This is a genomic window from Zoogloea sp. GW822-FHT05C07, assembly GCF_058800215.1.
The window spans coordinates 4848378-4873507 of record NZ_CM179510.1; the positions used below are offsets into that span (position 1 = coordinate 4848378).

The 25130-nt window shown below is 67.7% G+C and carries 24 protein-coding genes; 17 read left to right on the top strand and 7 right to left on the bottom strand.

What is annotated here, in order from left to right; translation table 11 throughout:
• Window positions 1-9 precede the first annotated feature (9 nt).
• Window positions 10-1158, bottom strand: coding sequence for a cyclohexanecarboxyl-CoA dehydrogenase (gene aliB / locus AC3QL2_RS22340; protein WP_493232516.1), 1149 nt, complete (start codon window positions 1156-1158; stop codon window positions 10-12).
• A gap of 397 nt (window positions 1159-1555) precedes the next feature.
• Between aliB and aliA the strand changes: the two genes are divergently transcribed.
• The 3 genes from aliA (at window position 1556) to AC3QL2_RS22355 (ending at window position 5397) form a co-directional block, all read left to right on the top strand.
• Complete coding sequence (aliA, locus tag AC3QL2_RS22345; RefSeq protein WP_493232517.1) at window positions 1556-3172, top strand: cyclohexanecarboxylate-CoA ligase; 1617 nt, start codon at window positions 1556-1558, stop codon at window positions 3170-3172.
• 18 nt (window positions 3173-3190) lie between these two features.
• Entirely contained in the window at window positions 3191-3964 is a 774-nt protein-coding gene (locus AC3QL2_RS22350) for an enoyl-CoA hydratase (protein ID WP_493232518.1), read from the top strand.
• A 68-nt stretch (window positions 3965-4032) separates the two neighbouring features.
• Complete coding sequence (locus tag AC3QL2_RS22355) at window positions 4033-5397, top strand: porin (protein ID WP_493232519.1); 1365 nt, start codon at window positions 4033-4035, stop codon at window positions 5395-5397.
• 116 nt (window positions 5398-5513) lie between these two features.
• On the opposite strand, the gene AC3QL2_RS22360 is transcribed toward AC3QL2_RS22355, so the two are convergent.
• The 5 genes from AC3QL2_RS22360 to AC3QL2_RS22380 all read right to left on the bottom strand — a co-directional run bounded on the left by AC3QL2_RS22360 (window position 5514) and on the right by AC3QL2_RS22380 (window position 9912).
• A complete protein-coding gene (locus tag AC3QL2_RS22360; protein WP_493232520.1) occupies window positions 5514-6311 on the bottom strand; it encodes an ABC transporter ATP-binding protein in 798 nt (265 codons plus the stop codon).
• An 18-nt stretch (window positions 6312-6329) separates the two neighbouring features.
• Window positions 6330-7091, bottom strand: coding sequence for an ABC transporter ATP-binding protein (locus AC3QL2_RS22365; protein WP_493232724.1), 762 nt, complete (start codon window positions 7089-7091; stop codon window positions 6330-6332).
• The gene (locus AC3QL2_RS22370; RefSeq protein ID WP_493232521.1) at window positions 7091-8023 is read right to left on the bottom strand and encodes a branched-chain amino acid ABC transporter permease; all 933 of its coding nucleotides are present in this window, start codon (window positions 8021-8023) and stop codon (window positions 7091-7093) included. The genes AC3QL2_RS22365 and AC3QL2_RS22370 overlap by 1 nt, the downstream gene beginning before the upstream one ends.
• Window positions 8024-8026: 3 nt before the next feature.
• Window positions 8027-8902, bottom strand: a complete 876-nt coding sequence (locus tag AC3QL2_RS22375; protein WP_493232522.1) for a branched-chain amino acid ABC transporter permease — start codon at window positions 8900-8902, stop codon at window positions 8027-8029.
• A gap of 227 nt (window positions 8903-9129) precedes the next feature.
• On the bottom strand, window positions 9130-9912 hold the full coding sequence (locus AC3QL2_RS22380) for an IclR family transcriptional regulator (protein WP_493232523.1): 783 nt from the start codon (window positions 9910-9912) through the stop codon (window positions 9130-9132).
• 80 nt (window positions 9913-9992) lie between these two features.
• On the opposite strand from AC3QL2_RS22380, the gene paaY reads away from it, so the two are divergent.
• A complete protein-coding gene (paaY, locus tag AC3QL2_RS22385) occupies window positions 9993-10610 on the top strand; it encodes a phenylacetic acid degradation protein PaaY (RefSeq protein WP_493232524.1) in 618 nt (205 codons plus the stop codon).
• 13 nt (window positions 10611-10623) lie between these two features.
• Here paaY and paaX read toward each other — a convergent pair whose 3' ends face one another.
• On the bottom strand, window positions 10624-11565 hold the full coding sequence (paaX, locus tag AC3QL2_RS22390) for a phenylacetic acid degradation operon negative regulatory protein PaaX (RefSeq protein ID WP_493232525.1): 942 nt from the start codon (window positions 11563-11565) through the stop codon (window positions 10624-10626).
• Between the two features lie 552 nt (window positions 11566-12117).
• On the opposite strand from paaX, the gene paaN reads away from it, so the two are divergent.
• The 13 genes from paaN to paaE all read left to right on the top strand — a co-directional run bounded on the left by paaN (window position 12118) and on the right by paaE (window position 25075).
• A complete protein-coding gene (gene paaN, locus AC3QL2_RS22395) occupies window positions 12118-13785 on the top strand; it encodes a phenylacetic acid degradation protein PaaN (protein WP_493232526.1) in 1668 nt (555 codons plus the stop codon).
• Window positions 13786-13797: 12 nt separating this feature from the next.
• A complete protein-coding gene (gene paaG / locus AC3QL2_RS22400) occupies window positions 13798-14595 on the top strand; it encodes a 2-(1,2-epoxy-1,2-dihydrophenyl)acetyl-CoA isomerase PaaG (RefSeq protein WP_493232527.1) in 798 nt (265 codons plus the stop codon).
• A complete protein-coding gene (gene paaH, locus AC3QL2_RS22405; RefSeq protein WP_493232528.1) occupies window positions 14592-16124 on the top strand; it encodes a 3-hydroxyacyl-CoA dehydrogenase PaaH in 1533 nt (510 codons plus the stop codon). Before paaG ends, paaH begins: the two co-directional genes overlap by 4 nt.
• A complete protein-coding gene (gene paaI, locus AC3QL2_RS22410; protein ID WP_493232529.1) occupies window positions 16117-16566 on the top strand; it encodes a hydroxyphenylacetyl-CoA thioesterase PaaI in 450 nt (149 codons plus the stop codon). The genes paaH and paaI overlap by 8 nt, the downstream gene beginning before the upstream one ends.
• A 13-nt stretch (window positions 16567-16579) precedes the next feature.
• Window positions 16580-17905 carry a phenylacetate--CoA ligase PaaK gene (gene paaK / locus AC3QL2_RS22415; protein ID WP_493232530.1) on the top strand — a complete coding sequence of 442 codons (1326 nt, stop codon included), beginning with the start codon at window positions 16580-16582 and terminating at the stop codon, window positions 17903-17905.
• A 147-nt stretch (window positions 17906-18052) separates the two neighbouring features.
• Window positions 18053-19258 carry a 3-oxoadipyl-CoA thiolase gene (gene pcaF, locus AC3QL2_RS22420; protein WP_493232531.1) on the top strand — a complete coding sequence of 402 codons (1206 nt, stop codon included), beginning with the start codon at window positions 18053-18055 and terminating at the stop codon, window positions 19256-19258.
• Between the two features lie 32 nt (window positions 19259-19290).
• On the top strand, window positions 19291-20436 hold the full coding sequence (locus AC3QL2_RS22425; protein WP_493232532.1) for an ABC transporter substrate-binding protein: 1146 nt from the start codon (window positions 19291-19293) through the stop codon (window positions 20434-20436).
• Between the two features lie 24 nt (window positions 20437-20460).
• A complete protein-coding gene (locus tag AC3QL2_RS22430) occupies window positions 20461-21267 on the top strand; it encodes an enoyl-CoA hydratase-related protein (RefSeq protein ID WP_493232533.1) in 807 nt (268 codons plus the stop codon).
• Between the two features lie 53 nt (window positions 21268-21320).
• Window positions 21321-22325 carry a 1,2-phenylacetyl-CoA epoxidase subunit PaaA gene (gene paaA, locus AC3QL2_RS22435; RefSeq protein ID WP_493232534.1) on the top strand — a complete coding sequence of 335 codons (1005 nt, stop codon included), beginning with the start codon at window positions 21321-21323 and terminating at the stop codon, window positions 22323-22325.
• On the top strand, window positions 22322-22618 hold the full coding sequence (gene paaB, locus AC3QL2_RS22440; RefSeq protein WP_493232535.1) for a 1,2-phenylacetyl-CoA epoxidase subunit PaaB: 297 nt from the start codon (window positions 22322-22324) through the stop codon (window positions 22616-22618). Before paaA ends, paaB begins: the two co-directional genes overlap by 4 nt.
• Window positions 22618-23454, top strand: a complete 837-nt coding sequence (gene paaC / locus AC3QL2_RS22445) for a 1,2-phenylacetyl-CoA epoxidase subunit PaaC (protein WP_493232536.1) — start codon at window positions 22618-22620, stop codon at window positions 23452-23454. Before paaB ends, paaC begins: the two co-directional genes overlap by 1 nt.
• Before the next feature lie 10 nt (window positions 23455-23464).
• Entirely contained in the window at window positions 23465-23965 is a 501-nt protein-coding gene (gene paaD, locus AC3QL2_RS22450; protein ID WP_493232537.1) for a 1,2-phenylacetyl-CoA epoxidase subunit PaaD, read from the top strand.
• A gap of 12 nt (window positions 23966-23977) precedes the next feature.
• Window positions 23978-25075 (top strand): 1,2-phenylacetyl-CoA epoxidase subunit PaaE, encoded by a 1098-nt coding sequence (gene paaE, locus AC3QL2_RS22455; protein ID WP_493232538.1) that lies wholly within the window; start codon window positions 23978-23980, stop codon window positions 25073-25075.
• Window positions 25076-25130: the final 55 nt, after the last annotated feature.

Here is a 25130-nt window from a genome sequence, read left to right on the forward strand (position 1 = left end):
CATTGGGGGTCAGATCGCGTACTGGGCGGTCTTCTGGCGCGCGATGATCATTTTCATGATGTTCGCGGTGCCGTCGCCGATCTGCAGGCCGAGCACGTCCCGGTAGCGCTGGCCGAAGTGGTAGTCGGCGCCGTAGCCGCCGTGGCCGTGGGTGAGCAGGCACTGGTGGATGATTTCGCAGGCCAGCTTCGGCGCCCACCACTTGCACATGGCCGCTTCGGCGGTATGGGGCAAGTGCTGGTCCTTCAGCCACAGGGTGCGCAGGCACAGGTTGCGGCAGGCTTCGTAGTAGGTTTCCGCCTCGGCGAGGGGGAAGCTGACGCCCTGGAACTCGCCGATCGGCTTGCCGAAGGCTTCCCGCTCCTGGCTGTAGCGCCAGGCCTCGTCGAGCGAGGCGCGGGCCACGCCCATGCACTGCAGGCCGATCAGCGCGCGGCTGTAGTCGAAGCCCTGCATCACCTGGATGAAACCCTGGCCTTCGTCGCCGAGCATCATGTCTTCCGACACGCGCACGCCGTCGAAGAAGATCGAGCCGCGTCCGACCGGGCGGGTGCCGATGTCGTCGAAAGCGGTGCGGGATACGCCGGGCAGGTCCATCGGCACCAGGAAGGCGCTGATTCCCCGCGCCTTGTCGGCCTCGCTGCCGGTGCGGGCGAAGACCACCGCCACGTCGGCCTGGGTGGCCATCGAGATCGAGGTCTTCTCGCCGCTGAGGATGAAGTCCTTGCCGTCGCGCACCGCCTTAAGCTTGAGGCGGGCGGCGTCGGAGCCGGCGCTGGGCTCGGTGAGCGCGATGGCAATGAGCTTCTTGCCGGTGACGACCTGGTCCATCCATTCCTTCGCCACAGCCGGCTTGGCGTGGGACGACACGATCTGCCCGCACAGGGACGTGAGCAGATTGACGTAGGACACATTGAAGTCGCCGTAGGCGATCTGCTCCAGCAGCAGGCCGCTGGTTACGCAATCCACGCCGAGCCCGCCGAACTGCTCCGGTAGCTCGGGGCCGAGGAAGCCCAGCTCTCCCATCTCCACGACGAGCTCCCGCTCGACACATTCGGCTTTTTCCCGTGCCCGGTAATCCGGCGCCAGGCGATTGCGGGCGAACCGGCTGGCCGACTCGACCAGCGCCTTCTGTTCTTCGCTGAGGCTGAAGTCCATTTTCTCCGTCCTTTGTTGTGGGTCTGGACGGATTCTAAAAATCTGCTGCTCAATCTGTCAATATATTTACACAAATGGCAGATTGAATTTTTGGATTGAATTTCGATGTGCAATAGCAAAGCATGAAAAATCCCTAAATTAAGCCGATTCAATGGGTTTCAATTGTGCGGCGCATGAAATCGGAATCCGATGGATAACTTGTAAAAAGTAAACATGTTGACTTAAATTCGCCGTATCGATACGTTTCACGCCATCGCGTAGCACGCAGTTCCGCAAAAGATCACAACAGCGACACACCACTCAAGGAGCGAGACATGCAGGAGAGGATCAAGGGCGCATCAAGTGCCGTCGGCCTGGTGCAGCAAGGAAAGCCGCAGGCGATCCGGGGAGGACGCCGATGAAATTCGACCCGGTACTGCTGGCTCCCAGGATGGAGCCGATGAAAGCCGCCGGGTTGTGGCGGGACGAGACCGTGGATGTGTACCTGCAGCGCGCGCTGCGGGACTGCCCGGACAAGGCCGCGGTGGTTGCCTACGCGGCGGAGCGGGGTGCGCCGCAGCGGCTCAGCTACCGGGAGCTCGACGCGCGCGTCGACCGCATTGCCCGCGGGCTGGTCCGGCTTGGCGTCGGGCGGCAGGACGTGGTGAGTTTCCAGCTGCCCAATTGCTGGGAGTTCATCGCGCTGTCCCTGGCTTGCGTGCGCATTGGCGCGGTGGCCAATCCGCTGATGCCGATCTTCCGTCAGCACGAGCTCAACTTCATGCTCGGCTTTGGCGAGTCCAAGGTCTTCGTCGTGCCCAAGCTGTTCCGTGGCTTCGACTACGAGGCGATGGCCCGTAGCCTGACCGGCAGCCGGCAGCTCGTGGTGATTGGTGGCGACGGGCATGACAACTTCGATGCGCTGCTGCTGCGCGACGATACGCCGCCGTTGCAGGGCCCCGGTCTCGAACCGGACGACGTGCTGCTGCTGATGTACACCTCCGGCACCACTGGCGAGCCGAAGGGGGTGATGCACACCTCCAACACCCTGTTCTCCAACCTGCACGCCTACATCGAACGCATGGAGCTGGGGCCGGAGGACATCGTGCTGGGCGCTTCGCCGATGGCCCACCTGACCGGCTACGGCTACCTGGCGATGCTGCCGATCATCCTCAACTCGACGACCGTGCTGCAGGACATCTGGGACGCACGGCGGGCGCTGCAGATCGTCCGTGACGAAGGTGTCACCTTCAGCATGGCGTCCACGCCCTTTGTCGCCGACTTGTGCAACGCGGTGGATGCGGGCGACTCCACGACGCAGGCCTTCAACAAGTTCTGCTGCGCCGGCGCGCCGATTCCGCCGGTGCTGATCGAGCGCGCCCAGGCGCTGCTTGGCATGCGCCTGTGTTCCGCGTGGGGCATGACCGAGAACGGCGCGGTGACCGTCACCGAGCCGGCGCGGGCGCTGGAGATGTCGGGTATCTCCGACGGCCGGCCGTTACCGGGCATGGAGCTCAAGGTGGTGGACGCCAACGGGCAGACGCTGCCGGCCGGCGAGTGCGGCTCGCTGCTGGTGCGCGGCGCGTCCCTGTTCGGCGGCTACCTGAAGCGGCCGCAGCTCAACAGCGTGTCCGCCGATGGCTGGTTCGACACCGGCGATGTGGCGACCATCGACGCGGACGGCTACATCCGCATCACCGGGCGCACCAAGGACGTGGTGATCCGCGGCGGCGAGAACATCCCGGTCGTGGAGATCGAGAACCTGCTCTACAAGCACCCGGCGATTGCCGCGGTGGCCATCGTCGGCTATCCGGACAAGCGCCTCGGCGAGCGGGTGTGCGCCTTTGTGTCGGTGAAGCCCGGCGCGCATTTCGACTTCGCCGAGATGACGGCCTATCTCGCGCGCCAGCAGATGGCCAGGCAGTACTTCCCGGAGCGCCTCGAGATCGTCGAGGACCTGCCGCGCACGCCCAGCGGCAAGCTGCAGAAGTTCAAGCTGCGCAACGTCGCCAAGGCCTTTGGCGACGCCGACTGACCCGGAGCGGAGAACCCCATGAGTGACGTCATTCTGGCCGAGGTGTTCGGCCATGTCGGCCTGATCCGCCTGTGCCGGCCGCAGGTTTACAACGCCCTCAACGACGAGGTGATGGATGCCCTCGGCGCCGCGCTGGACCTCTTCGAGGCCAACGAGGAGATCCGCTGCGTCGTGCTGACCGGCTCCGAGAAGGCCTTTGCGGCCGGGGCCGACATCACGGCGATCCGCGCGATGGATTACATGGACGCCTACAAGGGCAACTTCATTACCCGCAACTGGGAGCGCCTGAAGACCTTCCGCAAGCCGGTCATCGCCGCCGTATCGGGCCTGGCCCTGGGCGGCGGCTGCGAGCTGGCGATGATGTGCGACATCGTGCTGGCCGCGGAAACCGCGCGCTTCGCGCTGCCCGAGATCAAGATCGGCACCATCCCGGGCGCCGGTGGCACCCAGCGCTTGCCGCGGGCGGTGGGCAAGGCCAAGGCCATGGACCTGTGCCTGAGCGGCCGCATGATGGACGCCCAGGAGGCCGAGCGCTGCGGCCTGGTGTCCCGCGTGCTGCCCGCCGAACGCCTGCTCGACGAGGCGCTGGAGACCGCCCGCGTGATCGCCGGTTATTCCCTGCCAGTGCTGATGATGATGAAAGAGGCGGTCAGCCGCGCCTTCGAAAGCCCGCTCAACGAAGGGCTGCTCTTCGAGCGCCGCACCCTGCACGCCACCTTCGCGCTGGCCGACCAGAAGGAGGGCATGGCGGCCTTCTCCGAGAAGCGCCAGCCCGTCTTCCGGGACTGCTGAACGCCGCCTGCACGTAGTCCATTTCCTGCAACACCCATAACAAGCATCCACATGATGGAGGAGCACCCATGACCACGACGTCCACAAACCTGCGCCGCAGCGGCCTGGCCTGCCTGATCGCCAGCCTGTTCGCCGCCGCGCCGGCTTTCGCCGAGAGCGAGATCGACGCGCTCAAGCGCGAACTGGCCGAACAGCGCCAGCTGATCCAGCAGCTGCTGAAGAACCAGGAAGAACAGAAGAAGACCGAGATCCAGACCGGCGGTCCGGCCCGCGGCGCTGGCCTGCAGATGGGGGTACCGACCGGCCCGTCCGGCACGCTGACGATCTACGGTGTGGCCGACGTCAGCGCCTCGACGGTGAACAGCGGCTATGGCCAGAAATCGACGATCGGCTCGGGCGGCATGACGTCCTCCCGCCTGGGCTTCAAGGGGGAAAAGGAACTCGGCGATGACGTGAAGGCGGTGTACCTGATGGAAGCCGGCATCCTCTTCGACACGGGTTCCGTCGGTACCGGCGCGATTGCGCCGGGCATCAACAACACCGCCGTGTCCAGCGGCGGGCAGACCAGCAACGGCAGCCAGATCTTCTCGCGCCAGATCTATGCGGGGCTCTCGACCCGCTTCGGCACGCTCACCGCCGGTCGCCAGTACGCCGGTTCCTACACTTCGTCGGTGATGTCCGCCGCGATGGGCGCCGGCTTCTTCGGCTCCTCCGCCGGCCTGCTGCCGGTGATCGGCGGCATGCCGACGCGCCTGAACAATTCCCTCGTCTACGCCTCGCCCAAGGTCGCCGGCTTCTCCGGCCAACTGACCCTGAGCAGCGGCAGCGAGAACAACGTGAACATGGTGACGCCGGTCGCTGCCGGTTCGACGACCGTGACCACCGACAAGGCCGGTCGCGGCGGTGATCTGGCGCTGTACTACAGCGCCGGCCCGCTCAACGCCACGGTGACGGCGTGGAACGTGGACAACGCCAGCTACGTCGCCCCGGCGACGGGCCTGCAGGAAACGGGCCTCGCCAAGCGGCGCGGCTGGCAGGTGGGCGGCAGCTACAACCTGGGCTTTGCGACCCTGTATGGCAACTATGTGGCTGGCCGGATCAGCGGTGGCAACTACGAGAACGTGACCGCGACCTTGTCCAAGGCCGAAGGCTGGAGCGTCAGCGCCGGCATCCCGGTGTGGCGCGGCAAGGCGCTGGTGAGCTACAGCCAGCTCGACGACAAGTCGATCAAGAACCGCGACGCCAACCTGCTGGGCCTGGGCTATGCCTACAAGCTGCAGGATTCGACCACGCTGTACGGCACCTGGGGCAAGGTCCTCAACAAGACCAACGGCACCTACAGCCTCACTGACGGTGGCAACCTGGTCGGCACGGTGGCCAAGCCGGGTTACGACCCGAGCGGCTACATGGTTGGTGTGAACCACGTGTTCTAAGCAGGCAGTGCAGTCCGGACCGGTGCTATGAACAGCGCTGGTCCGGACGCCTCGGAGAAGTCAGGGCCGCAGGACGTTCTTTCTTGATTGCCAAAGCGTGTGTGATCGGCCTGCCGCTACATCCCCAGGTACGCGCTGCGCACCTGCTCATTGCCGATCAGCTCGGCGCCGCTGCCTTCGAGTGCAATGCTGCCGGTTTCCAGCACATAGCCCCGGTCGGCCAGGGCCAGGGCGGCGAAGGCGTTCTGTTCGGCGAGCACGATGCTCATGCCTTCGGCCTTGAGGGCCTTCACCACGGCGAAGACCTCTTCCACCAGCAGCGGCGCGAGGCCCATCGACGGTTCGTCGAGCAGCAGCAGGCGCGGCCGGCCCATCAGCGCGCGGCCGATGGCCAGCATCTGCTGCTGTCCGCCGGACAGGGTGCCGGCGGGCAGGCGGCGCTTTTCGGCGAGCACCGGGAACAGGCTATAGACGCGCTCCAGGTCGTCGGGCACCTGCTGGCGCGGCTGGGTGTAGGCGCCGAGGCGCAGGTTGTCTTCGATGGACAGCGGGCCGAAGACCTGGCGGCCTTCCGGCGACTGGCAGATGCCGCGGCGCATGCGCTTGTCGGCGCGCAGCCCGGAGATGTCCTCCCCATCGAAGAGGATGCGGCCGCCGCTGATCGGCTGCACACCGGAGAGGGCGCGCAGGAAGGTGGTCTTGCCGGCGCCATTCGCACCGACCAGGGCCACGGTTTCGCCGCGCCGCAGTTCAAGGCTGATGCCCTTGAGGGCCTGGATGCGGCCGTAGGCGCTGGTCAGCCCTTCGACGCGGAGCAGGGGCGCTGCATTGCTTGCGGCAAGCGGACCCGACGGGATCGGAAGTGGAGTGGACGGGGCCATGGGGTTGGCACTGCGGGACAGGGCGATTTCCATCGGGCGATGCTCCGGGGGTCAGGCGTGGGCGCCCAGGTAGGCGGCGATCACGTCCGGGTTGCGGCGGACTTCGGCGGCGTTGCCTTCGGCCAGCTTGCGGCCGTAGTCGAGCACCAGGATGCGGTCGGACAGGTTCATGACCATCTTCATGTCGTGCTCGACCAGGACGACGGTCACGCCGGAGTCGGCGATGCGCCGCACCAGCGCGTCTACCTCCAGGGTTTCGCTGGGGTTGAGGCCGGCGGCCGGTTCGTCGAGGAACAGCAGGCGCGGCCGCATGGCCAGCGCGCGGGCGATCTCCAGGCGCTTGAGGGCGCCGTAGGGCATGGAGTCGGCGCGGGCCGACAGGTAGTCGGCAAGGCCGACGAAGCGCATCAGCTCGGCGGCTTCCTCGCGCAGCTCGGTGTCCCGCCGGGCGAGACTCGGAAAGCGCAGCGCGGCCTTGAGCAGGTTGCGGTCGAGGCGCAGGTGGGCGCCGACCATCACGTTTTCGAGGGCGCTCATGTTCATGCACACCTGCAGGTTCTGGAAGGTGCGCGCCACGCCGCGCCGGGCCAGGGCTTCCGGCGAGCGGCCGGCGATGGTCTCGCCGTCCAGGCGGATGTCGCCGTGGGTCGGCCGGTACACGCCGGTGATCAGGTTGAACAGGGTCGTCTTGCCGGCGCCGTTGGGGCCGATAACCGCGTACACCACGCCGGCGTCGATGTTGAAGCTGACGTCCTGCACGGCCTTCACGCCGCCGAAGTGGATGGACAGGGCGGAGACTTCGAGCAGCGGCATCACGCGCCCCTCCCGAAACGGGCGGCCAGGGTCGGGACCAGGCCGCGGGGCAGGAAGATCATGCTCAGCATCAGGATCGCGCCGAAGACCACCGTCTCCCAGCCTTCGAAGGTGGCCAGCGCCTGGGGCAGGGCGGTGAGCAGCACGGCACCGATCAGGGAGCCATACACCGAGGCCATGCCGCCGATGACCACCATCGTCACCAGCTCGATGGAGTGGAAGAAGTCGGCCACACCGGGCGTCACGAAGCCGATGTAATGGGCGGTCACGCTGCCCATCAGGCTGGCGAAGACCGCCGACATCACGAAGATGGCGAGCTTGTAGCGGGCCACGTCCACCCCGACCACGCGGGCCGCCACCTCGGAGCCGTGGAGGGCGCGCAGCGCGCGGCCGAAGGGCGAGTCGATGAGGTTGAGGGAGGCCCACACGCTGACTGCCAGCAGCGCGGCGACGACCCAGTACCACTGGCGGTCGCCGCTCAGCTCGAAGCCGGCCACGCCGAGGGCCGGCACCGGCATGCCGTCGGGGCCGCCCGTCCACGTCGCCTCGTTGCGCAGCGCGATGTTGAGGATGATGCCCAGGCCGAGGGTCGCCATCGCCAGGTAGTTGCCCTTCAGGCGGAAGATCGGGCGCGCCACCAGCGCGGCCAGCAGGCCGGCCAGCGCGGCGCCAACCCCCATGGCGAGCAGCGGATGCAGGTTGAAGTGGGTCGGCAGCACCGCCGACGCGTAGGCGCCGATGCCCAGAAAGCCGGCGTGGCCAAGGCTGATCTGCCCGGCGAAGCCGATCAGCAGGTTGAGGCCGAGGACGATCACCGCGTTGATCGCCATGCGGATTGCCAGGTCGAGGTAGAAGCTGTTGGGCAGCACGAAGGGCAGCAGCGCGAGGATCGCGATGACGATGTGCAGGCCGATGTAGGGGGAGGTTCGCATGGCTTACACCCGCTCGGTGAGGCGCGCGCCGAACAGGCCGCGGGGCATGAAGAAGAGGATCAGCAGGATCAGCACGAAGGGGATCGCGTCCTTGTAGGCGGACGAGATGTAGCCGGCGCCGAGGGCCTCGATGAGGCCGACCAGCAGCCCGCCCACCACTGCGCCGAGGCCGTTGCCGAGGCCGCCCAGCACCGCCGCGACGAAGCCCTTGAGGCCCAGCATCACGCCCACGTCGTAGGCGGTGAGGGTCAGCGGCGCGATGAGGATGCCGCCGAGGGCGCCCATGCCCGCCGACAGCGCGAAGCTGAGGAACAGCACGCCGTTGGTGTCGATGCCGACCAGTTGCGCCGCCATGCGGTTGCAGGCGGTGGCCAGCATGGCCTTGCCGGCCAGGCTGTAGTTGAAGAAGTACCACAGCGCGCCGACCGCGGCGGCGGTAACGCCCAGCACCCACAGGCTCTGGGGCATCAGCGTGGCGCCGAGCACGTCGATGGGCGTCTCGCCGGAGAAGGCCGGCAGGCTGAAGGTGCCCTTGCCGAAGCCGACCGCCGCCAGCCCGCGGATCACCAGCGAGGCGCCGATGGTGATGATGATCAGGCTCACCGTTTCGGCGCCTTTCACCGGCTCGATGGCCAGCTTCTCGATCAGCACGCCGACGCCAGCAGGCACCAGGATCGCCAGCAGCATGGCCGCCGGCAGCGGCAGGCCGGATTGGGCGAAGAACACCGCGAGCATGCCGCCCAGCATGATGAACTCGCCCTGGGCGAAGTTGATGACGTTGCTGGCGTTGTAGATCAGCGTGAAGCCGAGGGCCGCCAGCGCGTAGGTGGCACCGACGGTGATGCCGGAAAAAAGGAACTGCAGGAACTGGGCAAGCATCAGCGGCGGCCTCCCGGTCGAACTGCGAAGTGTCGGACGTGCATCGGGGTCTCCTCCTTGGATGGCGCCAGCGCGGGCGCTGACGGTGTTCTGTATTTTGTAATTTGTTCTGTTTATTAGAAGTGATACAAAAAATAACGTCAACGAAAATTTATGTATCCAATTTTCGAGAAGGCGAGCGAAAGCGCTGCCGGACGAAGCGGCAGGTCTGCTTTAGGGAGAGAGGATCAGAGGGTGGCGCCGAGGCGCTGGGACAGGGCGTGGGCGGCGTCGCGCAGCGCGGCGAGGGTGGGGCTGCGCTCGCTGAGGTCCATCGAGCCTTCGACGGCGACGAGGACGATGGCCAGCGTGATCTCGTTCTTGAAGTTGAAGACCGGCGCCGCGACGGCTTCGACACCGCGCAGGATGTAGTTGCCGGAGATCACGGACAGGCCGCGGGCGCGGACGTCGGCGAGCAGCTGGCGCGCGTCGTCCATACTGGCGATGCCGGCCTGGCTGCGGCCGGTTTCAATCTCCCGCTGGATCAGCGGTTCGACTTGACGCTCCGGCAGCCACGCGCAAAACACCTGGCCGACCGCGGAGCTGAGCAGGCCAAGCGTGGTACCGGTGACCACATTGACGGTGATCGGCCGGCGCGGCCGCTCCCAGCGCACCACCACCGGCCCGTTGTCGCTCCATACCGCGAGGGCGGTGGTCTCGTTGACCGCGTCGCGCAGGTCGGTGATTGCGTTGAGACCCAGGCGGATACGGTCGATGCGGTCGAGGGCGACGAGTCCGAGACTCAGCGCGAAGGGGCCGAGGTCGTAGCGGGAAGTCTGCGGGTCCTGCTCGACGAGGCCGCTGCGGATCAGGCTGACCAGGTAGCGGTGGGCCTTGGACGGCGGCATGCCGGCCGCTGCGGCAATGTCCTTCAGCATCATCGAGCGTTTGCCGGTGGTCATGGCCCTGAGGATGCTCATGCCCACCTCCAGGGACTGCACGCCGTGTTTCCCTTCCAGGTCTTCGCTCATGGTCTGCTCGTCAAAATGGTTACATAAATACGAAAATATCGATGAAGATGTAACACAACAACCCAAAAAGGAGAACAGCGATGACTTCCCTGAAAGTGTATGCCATCGACGGCATCGTGCCGGTGGTCGATCCGAGCGCCTATGTGCATCCTTCCGCAGTGCTGATCGGCGACGTGATCGTCGGCCCCGGCTGCTACGTCGGTCCGTGCGCCAGCCTGCGCGGCGACTTCGGCCGGCTGATCCTGGAGCGCGGCGCCAATCTGCAGGATACCTGCGTGATGCACGGCTTTCCCGGCACCGACACAGTGGTCGAGGAGGACGGCCACATTGGCCACGGCGCGGTGCTGCACGGCTGCCGGGTCGGGCGCAATGCGCTGGTGGGCATGAACGCGGTGATCATGGACAACGCGGTGATCGGCGACGAAGCCATCGTCGCGGCCTCGGCCTTCGTCAAGGCCGGCATGGAGATTCCGCCGCGGACGCTGGTGGCCGGCATGCCGGCCAAGGTCGTGCGGGCGCTGACGGACGAAGAGATCCGCTGGAAGAGCGAAGGCACCGCCACCTACCAGGACCTGACCCGCCGCTGCCTGGCGACGCTGGTGGAGACCGCGCCGCTGATCGCCGTAGAGCCGGACCGCCCGCGAATCCACATTCCGGACGTGGTGCCGCTGGTGGCCCTGCGGCAGAAGGACGCCTGACGGGCGGCGAGGCTCAAGCCAGCGGGTCGGCCTCGCGGAAGCGTTCGAGCAAGGTGGGCGAGGCTTCCGGCGTGTGGCCGTCGGCCAGTTGGAAATGCCGGTCCAGGTGGCGCTCGGACGGTGCCAGCAGGCGGCGGTAGATTTCCCGGCACAGCATGCGCGCCTGTTGCCCCGGCCAGCCGGTGGGCAGCAGCACGTCGGGCAGTTCCGGGTCGCGCAGCAGCAGGCGCCGGTAGTCGTGGATCAGCAGCACGCGCAGCAGGAAGGCGCTTTCGTCGTCCACCGCGTCCTGGCCATCGCGCAACTGGCCGAGCACCGGCTGGTAGCGGGCGACGAAGCCGGCGTACATGTCGGCCAGTTCCTGCAGGTTCCAGGCGCCGTGCACCATTTCGTGATCGTTGGCCGAGCCACCCAGTTGGGCGTCGGCCGCCACCAGCGGCTTGAGCTTGCCGAGCACGTCGCCCAGGCCCTCGGCGATCAGCGCGTCGAAGGCGGTGGGCAGATCCGCGCCGGGGTGCACGAAGCAGTCGCCGCCGAGGGCACCGAAGCCCTGCCAGAACAGCGCGCGGCGCAGGTGGTCGCGCTCCTTCGGTGTCAGCTCGCCGACCGTCAGGATCAGGCGCCAGCGGCGGTCCCACAGGGGCGCGTTGGAGGCGTAGATGTGGCGCGAGGCTTCTTCGAAGCGTCGCTGCCCGGACGGTGTCAGCAGGTAGTCGGTGCGCCGGCCTGAAGGTTCGGTGCGCAACCATTCTTCCTTGGCAAGCCGGAACACCGAGGTGCGGATCAGCCGCTCGTTGAGCTCGATGGGTTCGAGCAGGCGGATCAGGCTGCCCAGCCAGATCCGGCCTCCCCGCGGTAGCACCGCATCGCCAAACACGGAGATGATCAGGGAGCCAGCCTGCACGCGGCCCTGCTGGCGGAAGTCTTCGAGGCGTTGCTGGATCGGGGGGAGCACGGGACGGGGCTGCGGATCGGCGGTGAAGGCGGGGAGTGTAGCGACTCCCTCCCGGTCTGGGTAGCGCGGCCCGCCGGGCGGGAGAGGGCCGTGGAGCTCAGGGGACTAGCAGAGAGCAGAGTCCACCGTCGCCGGCTGTTGCTGCGCGAAGAAACCTTCGCTGTAGACCCGCTCCAGCGCTGCGCCCAGCGCGAGTTCACTATGACTGAGCATCGTGCCGCTCCTGTTTGATTGGTGTTTGCGCCTGGTCGGCAGGAGCACCTGATGTGCGGGGTTGATGGTGATACATAAAAACCTTGACGGCTACAAAAAACTTATCAAATAAATCTCTATCTCTGCGTAGGTTGAATCGCTTTGTTGCGAACGCCGCCAGCTTCGATTGCCCGAGAAATTTATTAACTATATGTTTTTAATAAAAAATAAAAAAGAAATTAGTTTCTTTAAACGTAACTCAGAATCTTTCTAGCAGGAAAATTCGATACCAAGCATTGACTTAAATCAGTTAGATTTGTAACGTTTAAATCAGGAGAACAAACCCGACGGAGACACAAGATGACGCACCCCCTGTTCGAGAAGCATCGCAGCACGCTCGATGGCGCCCTGGCGGCCATCGCCACCCGGGGCTACTGGTCGGCCTACCCGGAAATGCCCAGTCCCAAGCTGTACGGCGAAACCGCGCCTGAAGACGGCCGCCTCGCTTTCGAGGCCCACAAGGGGCAGCACTTCGAGCTGGGGCAGCCCGGCCAGATCGGTTGGCATGGTGGTGAGACCTCGCCCTACGGCGTCGAGCTGGGCACGAGTTACCCGGTGTGCACGCCGGATGCGCTGATCGAAGCCGCACAGACGGCCATGACCGAATGGCAGGCGGTCGGCGCCCAGGGCCGCACCGGCATCTGCCTCGAAATCCTCGACCGCCTCAACAAGCAGAGCTTCGAGATCGCCCACGCGGTCATGCAGACCACCGGGCAGGGCTGGATGATGGCCTTCCAGGCCGGCGCGCCCCATGCGCAGGACCGCGGCCTCGAGGCGCTTGCCTACGCCTGGCGCGAACAGAGTTTCGTCCCCGCCGAGGCCTGCTGGGAAAAGCCCCAGGGCAAGAACCCGCCGCTGGTGATGAAGAAACACTTCGAGATCGTCGGGCGCGGCGTGGCGCTGGTGATCGGCTGTGGCACCTTCCCGACCTGGAACACCTATCCGGGCCTCTTCGCCGCGCTGGCCACCGGCAACGCGGTGATCGTCAAGCCGCACAGCAACGCGATCCTGCCGGCCGCCATCACCGTGCGGACGATCCGCGCCGTGCTGGCCGAGAACGGTCTCGATCCCGATCTGGTCAGCCTGTGCGTGACCGACAAGCGCGCCACCACCCAGGCGCTGGCCACCCATCCGGCGATCAAGTCGGTGGATTTCACTGGCAGCAACGTGTTCGGCCAATGGCTCATCGACAACTGCCGCCAGGCCCAGGTGTATGCGGAGCTCGCCGGGGTGAACAACATCGTCATCGACTCGACGGACGCTTACAAGGCGACGCTCGGCAACCTGGCCTTCACGCTGTCCCTGTACTCCGGGCAGATGTGCACCACCTCCCAGGCGATCTTCGTCCCGGCCGGCGGCATCGACACCGACGAAGGCCACAAGAGCTACGACGAGGTGTGCGCCGACCTGGCCCGCGCCGTTGAGCGTTTCCTGTCCAAGCCGGAAGTCGCCCATGCGGTGCTCGGCGCGATCCAGTCGAACGACACCCTCGAACGCATCGCGCTGGCCGACAGCGGCGAGCTGGGGCAGGTGGTGCTGGCCTCGAAGACGCTGGAGAACCCGGACTTCCCGGCGGCCCGCGTGCGCACCCCGGTGCTGCTGGCCTGCGATGCGGCCGACGAGCGGCTCTATATGGAAGAGCGCTTCGGCCCAATCAGCTTCATCGTCAAGACCGCCGATACGGCAGCGGCCATCGCGTTGTCTGAGCGGGTCGTCGCCACCCACGGCGCGCTGACGGTCGGTGTCTATTCGACGCGTCAGGACGTGCTCGATGCGATGACCAAAGCCACGTGGCGCAGCAAGGTCGCCCTGTCCATCAACCTGAGCGGCGGCGTGTTCGTCAATCAGTCGGCGGCCTTCTCCGACTACCACGGCACCGGCGGCAACCCGGCGGCCAACGCGGCCTACGCCGACTCGGCCTTCGTCGCCAACCGCTTCCGCGTGGTGCAGCGCCGCTACCACGCCTGAAGGAGCCCCGTCATGGAATACCGGAACATCCTCTATACGGTGGAGGAGGGCGTTGCTCGCCTGACCCTCAACCGCCCGGACAAGCTCAACAGCTTCACCGGCGAGATGCACGCCGAACTGCGGCATGCCCTCGACACGCTGCAGGCCGACAAGGGCGTGCGCGTGCTGGTCCTGACCGGTGCCGGGCGCGCCTTCTGCGCCGGCCAGGATCTGGCCGACCCGGACATGGCGAAGACGTCCGATGGCGCGATGCCCGACATCGGCAATGTCGTCGAGCGGAACTACAAGCCGCTGGTGCTGCGCCTGCAGAACCTGCGCGTGCCGACCATCGCCGCGGTGAACGGCATCGCTGCCGGTGCCGGCGCCAGCGTGGCGCTGGCCTGCGACCTGGTGGTGGCGGCCCGCTCGGCGTCCTTCCTGCAGGCCTTCAGCAAGATCGGCCTGGTGCCCGACACCGGCGGCACCTGGTTCCTGCCCCAGCGGGTCGGCATGGCGCGGGCGATGGGCCTGGCGCTGCTGGCCGAAAAGCTGCCCGCCGACAAGGCCGCCGACTGGGGCCTGATCTGGGCCGCCTACGACGATGCCGAGTTTGCCGCCCGCGTGGACGGCCTCGCCAGCCAGCTCGCCGCAATGCCCACCAAGGCCCTGGTGCGCACTCGCCAGGCACTGCACGCGGCGCCCGGCCACACGCTGGAGCAGCAGCTCTCCTTCGAGGGCGGCTTCATGCGCGAACTGGGCTGGAGCGCGGACTACGCCGAAGGCGTCGCCGCCTTCATGGAAAAGCGCGCACCGAAGTTCACGGGGGAATGAGCGTGAGTGCTGCCTTGAACCCCTCTGCCGTCGTCGCCGTGGTCGGTTCCGGTGCGATGGGCGCCGGCATCGCCCAGGTGGCCGCCGCCGCCGGGCATGTCGTCAAGCTGGCGGACAACCGGCCCGGCGCAGCGGCCCAGGCCGTAGCGGCGATCCGCGCCCAGTTCGCGCGGCTCGCCGACAAGGGCCGCATGGATGCCGACGCGGCCCGCACCGCCGGCGAGCGCCTGATTGCCGTGGAAGCCGTGGCTGAACTGGCCGACGCCGCACTGGTGATCGAGGCCATCGTCGAGGACCTGGGCGCCAAGCAGGGCCTGTTCCGCAGCCTGGAAGACATCGTCGCAGCGGACTGCCTGTTCGGCACCAACACCTCATCCATCTCGGTGACCGCCATCGGCGCCGCGCTGCAGCGGCCGGAGCGCCTGGCCGGCCTGCATTTCTTCAACCCGGCGCCGCTGATGGCGCTGGTGGAAATCGTCTCCGGCCTGGCCACCGATGCCGCCGTCGCCGAAACCCTGTTCGCCACCGCCGCGGCCTGGGGCAAGACGCCGGTGCATGCCCGCTCGACCCCCGGCTTCATCGTCAATCGGGTCGCCCGGCCGTACTACGCCGAAGCCTTGCGCATCCTCGGCGAAGGCGGCGCGGATTGCGCCACCCTCGACGCGCTGCTGCGGGATGCCGGCGGCTTCCGCATGGGTCCCTTCGAGCTGATGGACATGATCGGCCACGACGTGAACTTCGCGGTGACCCGCTCCGTGTGGTCGGCCTTCTACAACGACCCGCGCTTCACGCCGTCGCTGATCCAGCAGGAGCTGGTGGACGCCGGTTTCCTCGGGCGCAAGACGGGCCGCGGTTTCTACGACTACCGGGAAGGCGCCGAACGGCCGCAGCCGAAGGAGGCCGTCGCCCAGACCCTGCCGAGCGCGATCACCCTGTACGGCGAATCCCCGGCGGCGCTGGCGCTGGCCGACCGGCTCCACGAGCGCGGTGTGGGCTACACCTGGGGCGCGGCCGGTGACGAGCGCATCGCGGCGGTCGGCGAGGCGGTGGTCTTCGTCACCGACGGCCGCACCGCGACGCGGCGGGCGGCGGAAACGGGCATCGCCAACCTGGTGCTGATCGACCTCGCGCTGGATTACCGCAACGCGCCGCGCATCGCCGTGGGCGCCGCCGTCAATTGCTGGACACCGGCTGTCGGCGCGGCCATTGGCCTGCTGCAGGCGGCGGGCTTCGCCGTCTCGCGCTTCGGCGACGTGCCGGGGCTGGCGGTGATGCGCACCGTCGCGATGCTCGCCAACGAAGCGGCGGACGCGGTGAACCAGGGCGTCTGCGACGCGGCCGGCGCCGATGCGGCGATGCGCCTCGGCGTCAATTACCCCCGTGGGCCGCTGGCCTGGGCCGACCTGGTCGGCTTGCCGGCGATCTGCGCGGTACTCGCCAATCTGGCCCAGTTCTACGGCGAAGACCGTTACCGGGTCTCGCCGCTGATCCAGCAGCGGGTGCTGGCCGGAAGGAAGATCCATGACTGAACACCACCCCGACGCCGCCCAGGCGCTGGCCGAGGCCGTCGCCGACAGCATGTGGTCCCGCGACCGGGCCACCCAGGCTCTCGGCATGCGCATCGAGGCGATCCGTCCCGGCTACGCGCGGATCTCCATGCCGGTCCGCGAGGACATGCTCAACGGTCACCGCATCTGCCACGGCGGCCTGATCTTCACGCTGGCGGACAGCGCTTTTGCTTACGCCTGCAACAGTTACAACAAGAACACGGTCGCCTCCGCGTGCCATATCGACTTTCTCGCCCCCGGGCGGGAAGGCGACACGCTGCAGGCCGAGGCCGTCGAACAGTCCGCTTCCGGCCGCACCGGCGTCTACGACGTCACCGTGCGGGACGGCGAAGGCCGGACGCTCGCCCTGTTCCGGGGCAAGAGCTACCGGATCTCCGGCGAAGTGGTCGACAACAGAGAATGAGGAGAGACATCCCGTGACCGCCAAGTTGCCCCAACCCGGCGACCTCGACCCGATCGAGACCGCCAGCCGCGACGAGATCGCCGCGCTCCAGCTGGAGCGCCTCAAGTGGTCCGTGCGCCACACCTACGACAACGTGGAGCCGTACCGCCGCAAGTGCCTCGACAAGGGCGTCCACCCGGACGATCTGAAGTCCCTGGCCGACCTCGGCCGCTTCCCCTTCATGACCAAGTCGGACCTGCGCGACAACTATCCCTTCGGGCTGTTCGCGGTGCCCGTAAAGCAGATCCGTCGCCTGCACGCTTCCAGCGGCACCACCGGCAAGCCGGTGGTGGTCGGCTACACCGGGAACGACCTGAACAACTGGGCCAATCTGGTCGCCCGCTCCATCCGCGCGGCCGGGGGCCGGCCCGGCGACATGGTCCATGTGGCTTACGGCTACGGCATGTTCACCGGCGGCCTCGGTGCCCACTACGGCGTCGAGCTCCTTGGCTGCACCGTGGTGCCAATGTCCGGTGGCCAGACCGAAAAGCAGGTCCAGCAGATCCTCGACTTCCGGCCGGACATCATCATGGTCACCCCGTCCTATTCGTTGGTGATCGCCGAGGAGTTCGAGCGCCTGGGCATTCCGCCGGAGGAGATCTCCCTCAAGGTCGGCATCTTCGGCGCCGAACCGTGGGGGCAGGGCATGCGCGCCGAGATCGAGCGCAAGCTGGGGCTCGACGCGGTGGACATCTACGGCCTGACCGAAGTGATGGGCCCCGGCGTGGCCTGCGAGTGCATCGAGAGCAAGGACGGCCCGGTGATCTGGGAAGACCACTTCTACCCGGAGATCATCGATCCGGAAACCGGCGAGGTGCTGCCGGACGGCGAGCAGGGCGAACTGGTGTTTACCTCGCTGACCAAGGAGGGTTTCCCGGTCATCCGCTACCGCACCCGCGACCTGACCCGTCTGCTCAAGCCGACGTCCCGCGCCTTCCGGCGCATGGACAAGATCGTCGGGCGCTCCGACGACATGTTGATCGTGCGCGGCGTGAATGTCTTCCCGACCCAGATCGAGGAGCAGATCCTGCGCGAGCCGCGCCTGACCGGCAATTACCAGATCGTGCTGACCCGCGACGGCCACCTGGACAACGTCGAGGTGCGCTGCGAGCTGCAGCGCGAGCTCACTGGCAAGGTCGGCCGCGGCGCCATCGAGGAGATCAGCCGCAGCGTGGCCCAGCACATCAAGACCATCATCGGCATCTCGACCCGCGTGCAGGTGATGGACTTCGACACCATCCCGCGCACCCAGACCGGCAAGGCCCGCCGCGTCATCGACCAGCGCCCGAAGCAGCTGTGAGCATGCGCATAAATCTACTGCGCGACCCGATCTCGCAACTCCGGTGCTCGCTGTACTCCAGTACAGCTCCGCTCCTCATTGCGACCTCGGGCCTGCTCGCGACGATTTCTGCACACGCTCAATCGAACGTTTTTGAAGGAATGAAGAATGTCTGAAGCACTCATCTGCGACGCGATCCGCACGCCGATCGGCCGCTACGGCGGCACGCTGGCGGCGGTGCGGCCCGACGACCTCGGCGCCGTGCCGCTCAAGGCCCTGATGCGCCGCAACCCGGGCGTGGACTGGGCGGCGGTGGACGACATCGTCTACGGCTGCGCCAACCAGGCCGGCGAGGACAACCGCAACGTGGCGCGCATGTCCGGCCTGCTGGCCGGGTTGCCCATCGACGTGCCGGGTACGACGGTCAACCGCCTGTGCGGCTCCGGCCTCGACGCGGTCGGCCTGGCGGCGCGCTCCATCAAGGCCGGCGAAACCAGCCTGATGATCGCCGGTGGCGTGGAGAGCATGTCCCGCGCGCCCTTCGTGATGGGCAAGGCCGACGCGGCCTTTTCCCGCCAGGCCGCGATCTACGACACCACCATCGGCTGGCGCTTCGTCAATCCGCTGATGGACCAGCTGCACGGCACCCACTCGATGCCCCAGACCGCCGACAACGTGGCGGCCGACTTCGGTATCGCCCGCGCCGACCAGGACGCCTTCGCGCTGCGCTCCCAACTGCGCTGGGCCGCCGCCCACGAGGCGGGGCGCCTCGCCGACGAGCTGGTGCCGGTGGAGATCCCGCGCAAGAAAGGCGAGCCGCTGCTGTTCGCCGCCGACGAGCATCCGCGCCCCGACACCACGCTGGAATCGCTGGCCCGCCTGAAGGGCGTCAATGGACCCGAGCTGAGCGTCACCGCCGGCAACGCGTCCGGCGTCAATGACGGCGCCTGCGCGCTGCTGCTGGCTTCCGGCGCGGCAGCGGCCCGCCATGGGCTGACGCCGCGGGCACGGGTGGTCGGCATGGCCACCGCCGGCGTGGCGCCGCGAATCATGGGCATCGGGCCGGTGCCGGCGGTGCGCAAGGTGCTGGCCTGGACCGGCCTGAGCCTCGACCAGATGGACGTCATCGAACTCAACGAGGCCTTCGCCGCCCAGTCCCTGGCGGTGCTGCGCGAACTCGGGCTGGCGGACGACGAGGCGCGGGTGAATCCCAACGGCGGCGCCATCGCGATGGGCCACCCGCTGGGCATGAGCGGCGCCCGGCTGGTCACCACCGCCCTCTACGAACTGCAGCGCCGCGGTGGCCACTACGCCCTTTGCACCATGTGCATCGGCGTCGGGCAGGGCATCGCGATGGTCATCGAACGCATCTGACAACCATAAGCAGGACAAGGAGGAGACACCCAATGAATAAGATTCTCAGGAAATTCGCCGCCGGCGCGGCCGTGGCGCTGGCGAGCCTGGCCGCCCAGGCCGCTGAGCCGATCCGCATCGGCTCGGTGTTGTCGGTCACCGGCCCGGCCGCCTTCCTCGGCGACCCGGAACTGAAGACGCTGCAGCTGTACGTGGAGGACATCAACAAGAAGGGTGGCGTGCTCGGGCGGCCGCTGCAGCTGGTCCATTACGACGACGGCAGCGACGCCAACAAGGCCAACGGCTTCGCCAAGCGCCTGCTGGACGACGACAAGGTGGACCTGCTGATCGGTGGCACCACCACGGGCGCGACGATGGCGATGGTGCCGCTGGCCGAGAAGTCCGGTACGCCCTTCATCTCCCTGGCCGGCGCGGTGGTCATCGTCGAGCCGGTGAAGAAGTTCGTCTTCAAGACCCCGCACACCGACCGCATGGCCGCCGAGAAAGTCTTCGAGGACATGAAGAAGCGTGGCCTCACGCGGGTTGCGCTGTTGTCCGAGACCAGCGGCTTCGGCCAGTCGGGCAAGAAGGAAGCCGAGCTGGTGGCCGGCCGCTACGGCATCAGCCTGGTGGCCAGCGAGACCTACGGGCCGAAGGACACGGACATGAGCCCGCAGCTCACCAAGCTGAAGTCGGCGCCCGGCGTGCAGGCGATCTTCGTGTTCGGCCTGGGGCAGGGGCCGGCCATCGTGACCCGCAACTACCGCCAGCTCGGCATCGCGTTGCCGCTGTACCAGTCCCACGGCGTCGCCTCGGATGAGTTCCTGAAGCTCGCCGGCCCGGCCGCAGAGGGCGTCCGCCTGCCGTCGCCGGCCCAGCTGGTGCCGGACAAACTGCCCGCCGCCGATCCGCAGAAGCCGGTGGTCGTGGCCTACGACAAGGCCTTCCGGGAGCGTTACAAACAGGACGTGTCCACCTTCGGCGGCTATGCCTACGACGGCCTGATGCTCGCCGTCGAGGCCATCAAGCGCGCTGGCGCCACCGACAAGGCCAAGGTCCGCGACGCCCTCGAGGCGACCCGCGGCTACGTGGGCACCAGCGGCAAGGTCAGCATGTCCGCCAGCGACCACATGGGCCTCGACCTGTCCTCGTTCCGCATGCTCGAAGTGCGCAACGGCGACTGGACGCTGAGTAACTGAGCGCAGCGACAGGAGGGTAGTCAAATGAATGGCACCTATACCCATCTCCAGATCGAGCGCCAGGGTCCGGTGGCGACGCTGTGGATGAATCGGCCGGAGGTGTTCAACGCCTTCGACGAGCAGTTGATCGACGAACTCGCCACGGCGTGTGCCGAAGTGGAGGCCGATGCCGGCGTCCGTGTGGTGGTGCTGGCCGGCCGCGGGCGTCACTTCTCGGCCGGGGCGGACCTCAACTGGATGCAGCGCGCCGCGGCCCGCAGCGAGGGCGACAACCTGAGCGACGCGCGCCGCTTCGCCGCCATGCTACAGACGCTGGCCGGGCTGTCCAAGCCGACCATCGCCCGCGTGCAAGGGGCTGCACTGGGGGGCGGCACCGGCCTGGCGGCGGCCTGCGACATGGCGGTGGCGGCGGACGACGCGGTGTTCTCCACATCTGAGGTGAAGTTCGGAATCATCCCGGCGGTCATCAGCCCCTACGTGCTGCGGGCCATCGGGCCGCGCCAGGCGTTGCGCTACTTCCAGACCGCCGAGCGGATTCCGGCCGCCGACGCCAAGGCCATCGGCCTGGTGCACGAGGTGGCCCCAGCCGAGCGGCTCGATGACGCGGTCGGCCGCCTGGTGGATGCGCTGCTGGCCGGCGGACCGCAGGCGCAAGGGGCTGCCAAGGCCCTGATCGCGGCGGTGGCCGGCCGCCCCCTCGACGCCGCGACGGCCGAGGAGACCGCGCAGCGCATCGCCCGCCAGCGCATGAGCGAGGAGGCGCGGGAAGGCTTTGCGGCCTTCCTGCAGAAACGTCCCCCGGCCTGGATGGCCGGACCCGGCAAGCCCTGAAGACCAGGGCTGGCGAGCCTCGCGCCGACCGGCCCGTGTAAAGGAGAGAACAGATGTATACCCAGGCAATGGACATACCCGACGCTGCCGCCAAGCCGGCGGGCGTCTCGCGGATCCCCGACGCACAGGATGCCGCCTTCGAGGCGCGCATCGAGGCCGACGGCCGCATCGAACCCCAGGACTGGATGCCCGAGGCCTACCGCAAGACCCTGGTGCGCCAGATCAGCCAGCACGCCCATAGCGAGATCGTCGGCATGCTGCCGGAAGGCAACTGGATTTCCCGCGCGCCGAGCTTGAAGCGCAAGGCCATCCTGATCGCCAAGGTACAGGACGAGGGCGGCCATGGGCTGTACCTCTACTCGGCCGCCGAGACGCTGGGCACCAGCCGCGACCAGATGCTGGACGCACTGCACAGCGGCAAGGCCAAGTACAGCTCGATCTTCAACTACCCGACCCTCAGCTGGGCCGACGTGGGCGTGATCGGCTGGCTGGTGGATGGCGCCGCGATCATGAACCAGATCCCCCTGTGCCGCTGCTCCTACGGCCCTTACGCACGGGCCATGGTGCGCGTGTGCAAGGAGGAGTCCTTCCACCAGCGCCAGGGCTACGAAGCGCTGCTGGTGATGATGAAGGGCTCCGACGCGCAGAAGGCGATGGTCCAGGACGCAGTGAACCGCTGGTGGTGGAAGTGCCTCGCCATGTTCGGGCCGCCGGACGCCGATAGTCCCCACAGCGCCCAGGGCCTGCGCTGGGGCATCAAGCGCATCGGTAACGACGAGCTGCGCCAGAAGTTCGTGGATGCCACCGTGCCTCAGGCCGAGGTGCTCGGCGTCACCCTGCCGGACCCCGATCTCAAGTGGAACGAGGCCCGCCAGCACCATGACTACGGCCAGATCGACTGGGCCGAATTCTGGGCCACCGTGGAAGGCGACGGCCCGTGCAACCGGGAGCGCCTGGCAACCCGCGTGAAGGCCCACCAGGACGGCCAGTGGGTGCGCGACGCGGCCCTGGCTCACGCCCGCAAACAACAACAACGCACGAACAAGGAGGCAGCATGAACACCCCGGAACTCAAGGAATGGCCCCTGTGGGAAGTCTTCGTCCGCAGCAAGCAGGGCCTTGAGCACAAGCACTGCGGCAGCCTGCACGCGGCCGACGCAGCCCAGGCGCTGCACATGGCCCGCGACGTCTACACCCGCCGCCAGGAGGGCGTGAGCATCTGGGTGGTGCCGTCCGCGGCGATCACCGCCAGCAACCCGGACGACAAGGGCGAGCTGTTCGACCCGGCCGCCGACAAGATCTACCGTCATCCGACCTTCTACGCGATCCCGGACGAAGTGGGGCACATGTGATGAACGCGACCCAAGCGAGCGCCCCCTTGGGGGGCAGCGCACCCAACGCAGCGGGAAGCGTGGGGGTAGCTTATCTGCTGCACCTGGCGGACAACGCCGTGGTGCTCGGCCAGCGCAACGCCGAATGGTGCGGTCACGGGCCGATCCTCGAAGAGGACATCGCGCTGGCCAACGTGAGCCTGGACCACATCGGCCAGGCCCGCCTGCTGTACCAGCTGGCCGCCGCGCGAATGGGCGGTGGCGCCAGCGAGGACAGCCTGGCCTACTTCCGCGACGAGACCGCTTTCCGCAACTACACGCTGCTGGAACTGCCGCACCACGGGCCGCTGGTCGGCTACGCGGCGTCGGACCGGGACTACGCCGTCACCATCGTGCGCAACTTCTTCTACGGCGCGCTGATGGTGCTGGTGTGGGACGCCCTGACGCGCTCCGCCGACACCGATCTGGCCGCCATCGCCGCCAAGTCGCTGAAGGAAGCGCGCTACCACCTGCACCACGCGGCCGACTGGGTGGTGCGCCTCGGCGACGGCACCGACAAATCCCACGCCCGCGCCCAGGCCGCGGTGGACCACCTGTTCCGCTACACGGAGGAGTTCTGGCTGCCGAGCCCGGCTGAAACGGAAGCCGTCGCCAGCGGCACCGGCGTGGATGTGGCCGGGCTGCGGGCGACCTGGGACGCGCTGGTGGACGAGACCCTGGCGGAAGCCACGCTGAGCCGCCCCGCGGTGCGCGGCTACGTGCCGGAAGGCAAGCTCGGCCGCCACTCGGAGCACCTGGGCTACCTGCTCGGCGAGATGCAGGGCCTGGCCCGCGCCCATCCGGGCGCCACCTGGTGAGGGCAGGGCGATGAGCACGCTGGTGGAGCGGACCTGGGCGACGCTGGCCCCGCTGACCGACCCGGAGATCCCGGTGGTGTCCCTGCGCGAGCTGGGCATCCTGCGGGAGGTGGCGGAAACGGTAGACGGCGTCGAGGTGGTCATCACGCCCACCTACACCGGCTGCCCGGCCATGGGGCAGATCGAGGACGACGTGAAGGCCTGCCTGGCGCAGGCCGGCATCCCGGCCCGCGTCGTCACCCGCCTGGCCCCGGCCTGGACCACCGACTGGATGAGCGACGCGGCGAAGGAAAAGCTGCGCGCCTACGGCATCGCCCCGCCGGGCGGCACGCGGCCGGCTGAGAGCGTCGTGCAGTTCGTGCGCCGGCGCCCGCCGCCGGACGAGGTGGCCTGTCCGCTCTGCGGCTCGACCCACACCGTCGTGTCGTCCCAGTTCGGCTCCACGGCCTGCAAGGCGCTCTACAAGTGCCTCGATTGCCAGGAGCCCTTCGATTACTTCAAGCCTTACTAAGGCCCATAAATCATGACAGCACTCCGTTTCCACGAACTCGCCGTCAAGCGCGTCAGCCCCGAGGCGGCCGGCGCGGTGGCGATCACCTTTGCGATCCCCGACGACACGAAGGCCGATTTCGCCTTCGAGCCCGGCCAGTTCCTGACCCTGCGCGCCACCATCGACGGGCAGGACGTGCGCCGCAATTACTCCATCAGCAGCCCGCGCAGCCGGCTCGCCCGCCGCGGCGAGCTGGAGGTGGGCATCCGGCCGGTGGAGGGCGGCCTGTTCTCCAACTGGGCGGCCCAGGCGCTGAAGGTTGGCGACACCCTGCAGGTGATGCCGCCGGACGGCCGCTTCACGGTGAAGAAGAAGCGCGCCATCCACCGGGTGGGCTTCGCCGCCGGTTCAGGCATCACGCCCATCCTGTCCATCGCCGCGTCCACGCTGGAGGAGCAGCCGGACAGCAAGTTCACGCTGGTATATGGCAACCGGCGCATGTCCTCGGTGATGTTCAACGAGGCCCTGCAGGACCTCAAGGACCGCTACCGGGACCGCCTCACGCTGATCCACGTGCTGTCCCGCCAGGCCCAGGAGGTGGACCTGCTGCAAGGGCGCATCGATGGCGACAAGGTGCGCGCCATCATCGCCGCGCTGCTGCCGGTGGCGTCGATGGATGAAGTCTTCATCTGCGGGCCGGACGAGATGATCGGTGCCACCGAGGCGGCGCTGGTCGAGGCCGGCGTGCCCGCCGACCGGGTGCGCACCGAGCGCTTCACCGTCGGCCTGCCACCCGGCGCCCATCCGGTGGGCACGCGTAGCAAGACCGCCCAGGCCTGCGCCGTCGAGAGGACCATTCCGCTGTCCGTCGTGCTCGACGGCAAGCGCCATGAGCTGATGATCGGCCCCGACGAGCATGTGCTCGACGTGGCGCTGCACGCCGGCCTCGACCTGCCCTTTTCCTGCAAGGCCGGCGTGTGCTGCACCTGCCGGGCCAAGGTGGTGGAAGGGCAGGTGGCGATGGACAAGAACTTCACGCTCGACCCGTCCGAGATGGCGGCCGGCTTCGTGCTGACCTGCCAGTCCCGCGTCACCAGCGGGCACCTGCTGGTGAGTTTCGACGAACGCTGAGGGCCTGGGCTGGCGACGGGGCTGCCGCCGCGCCCGTCGCCAGCCCAGCCCGCTC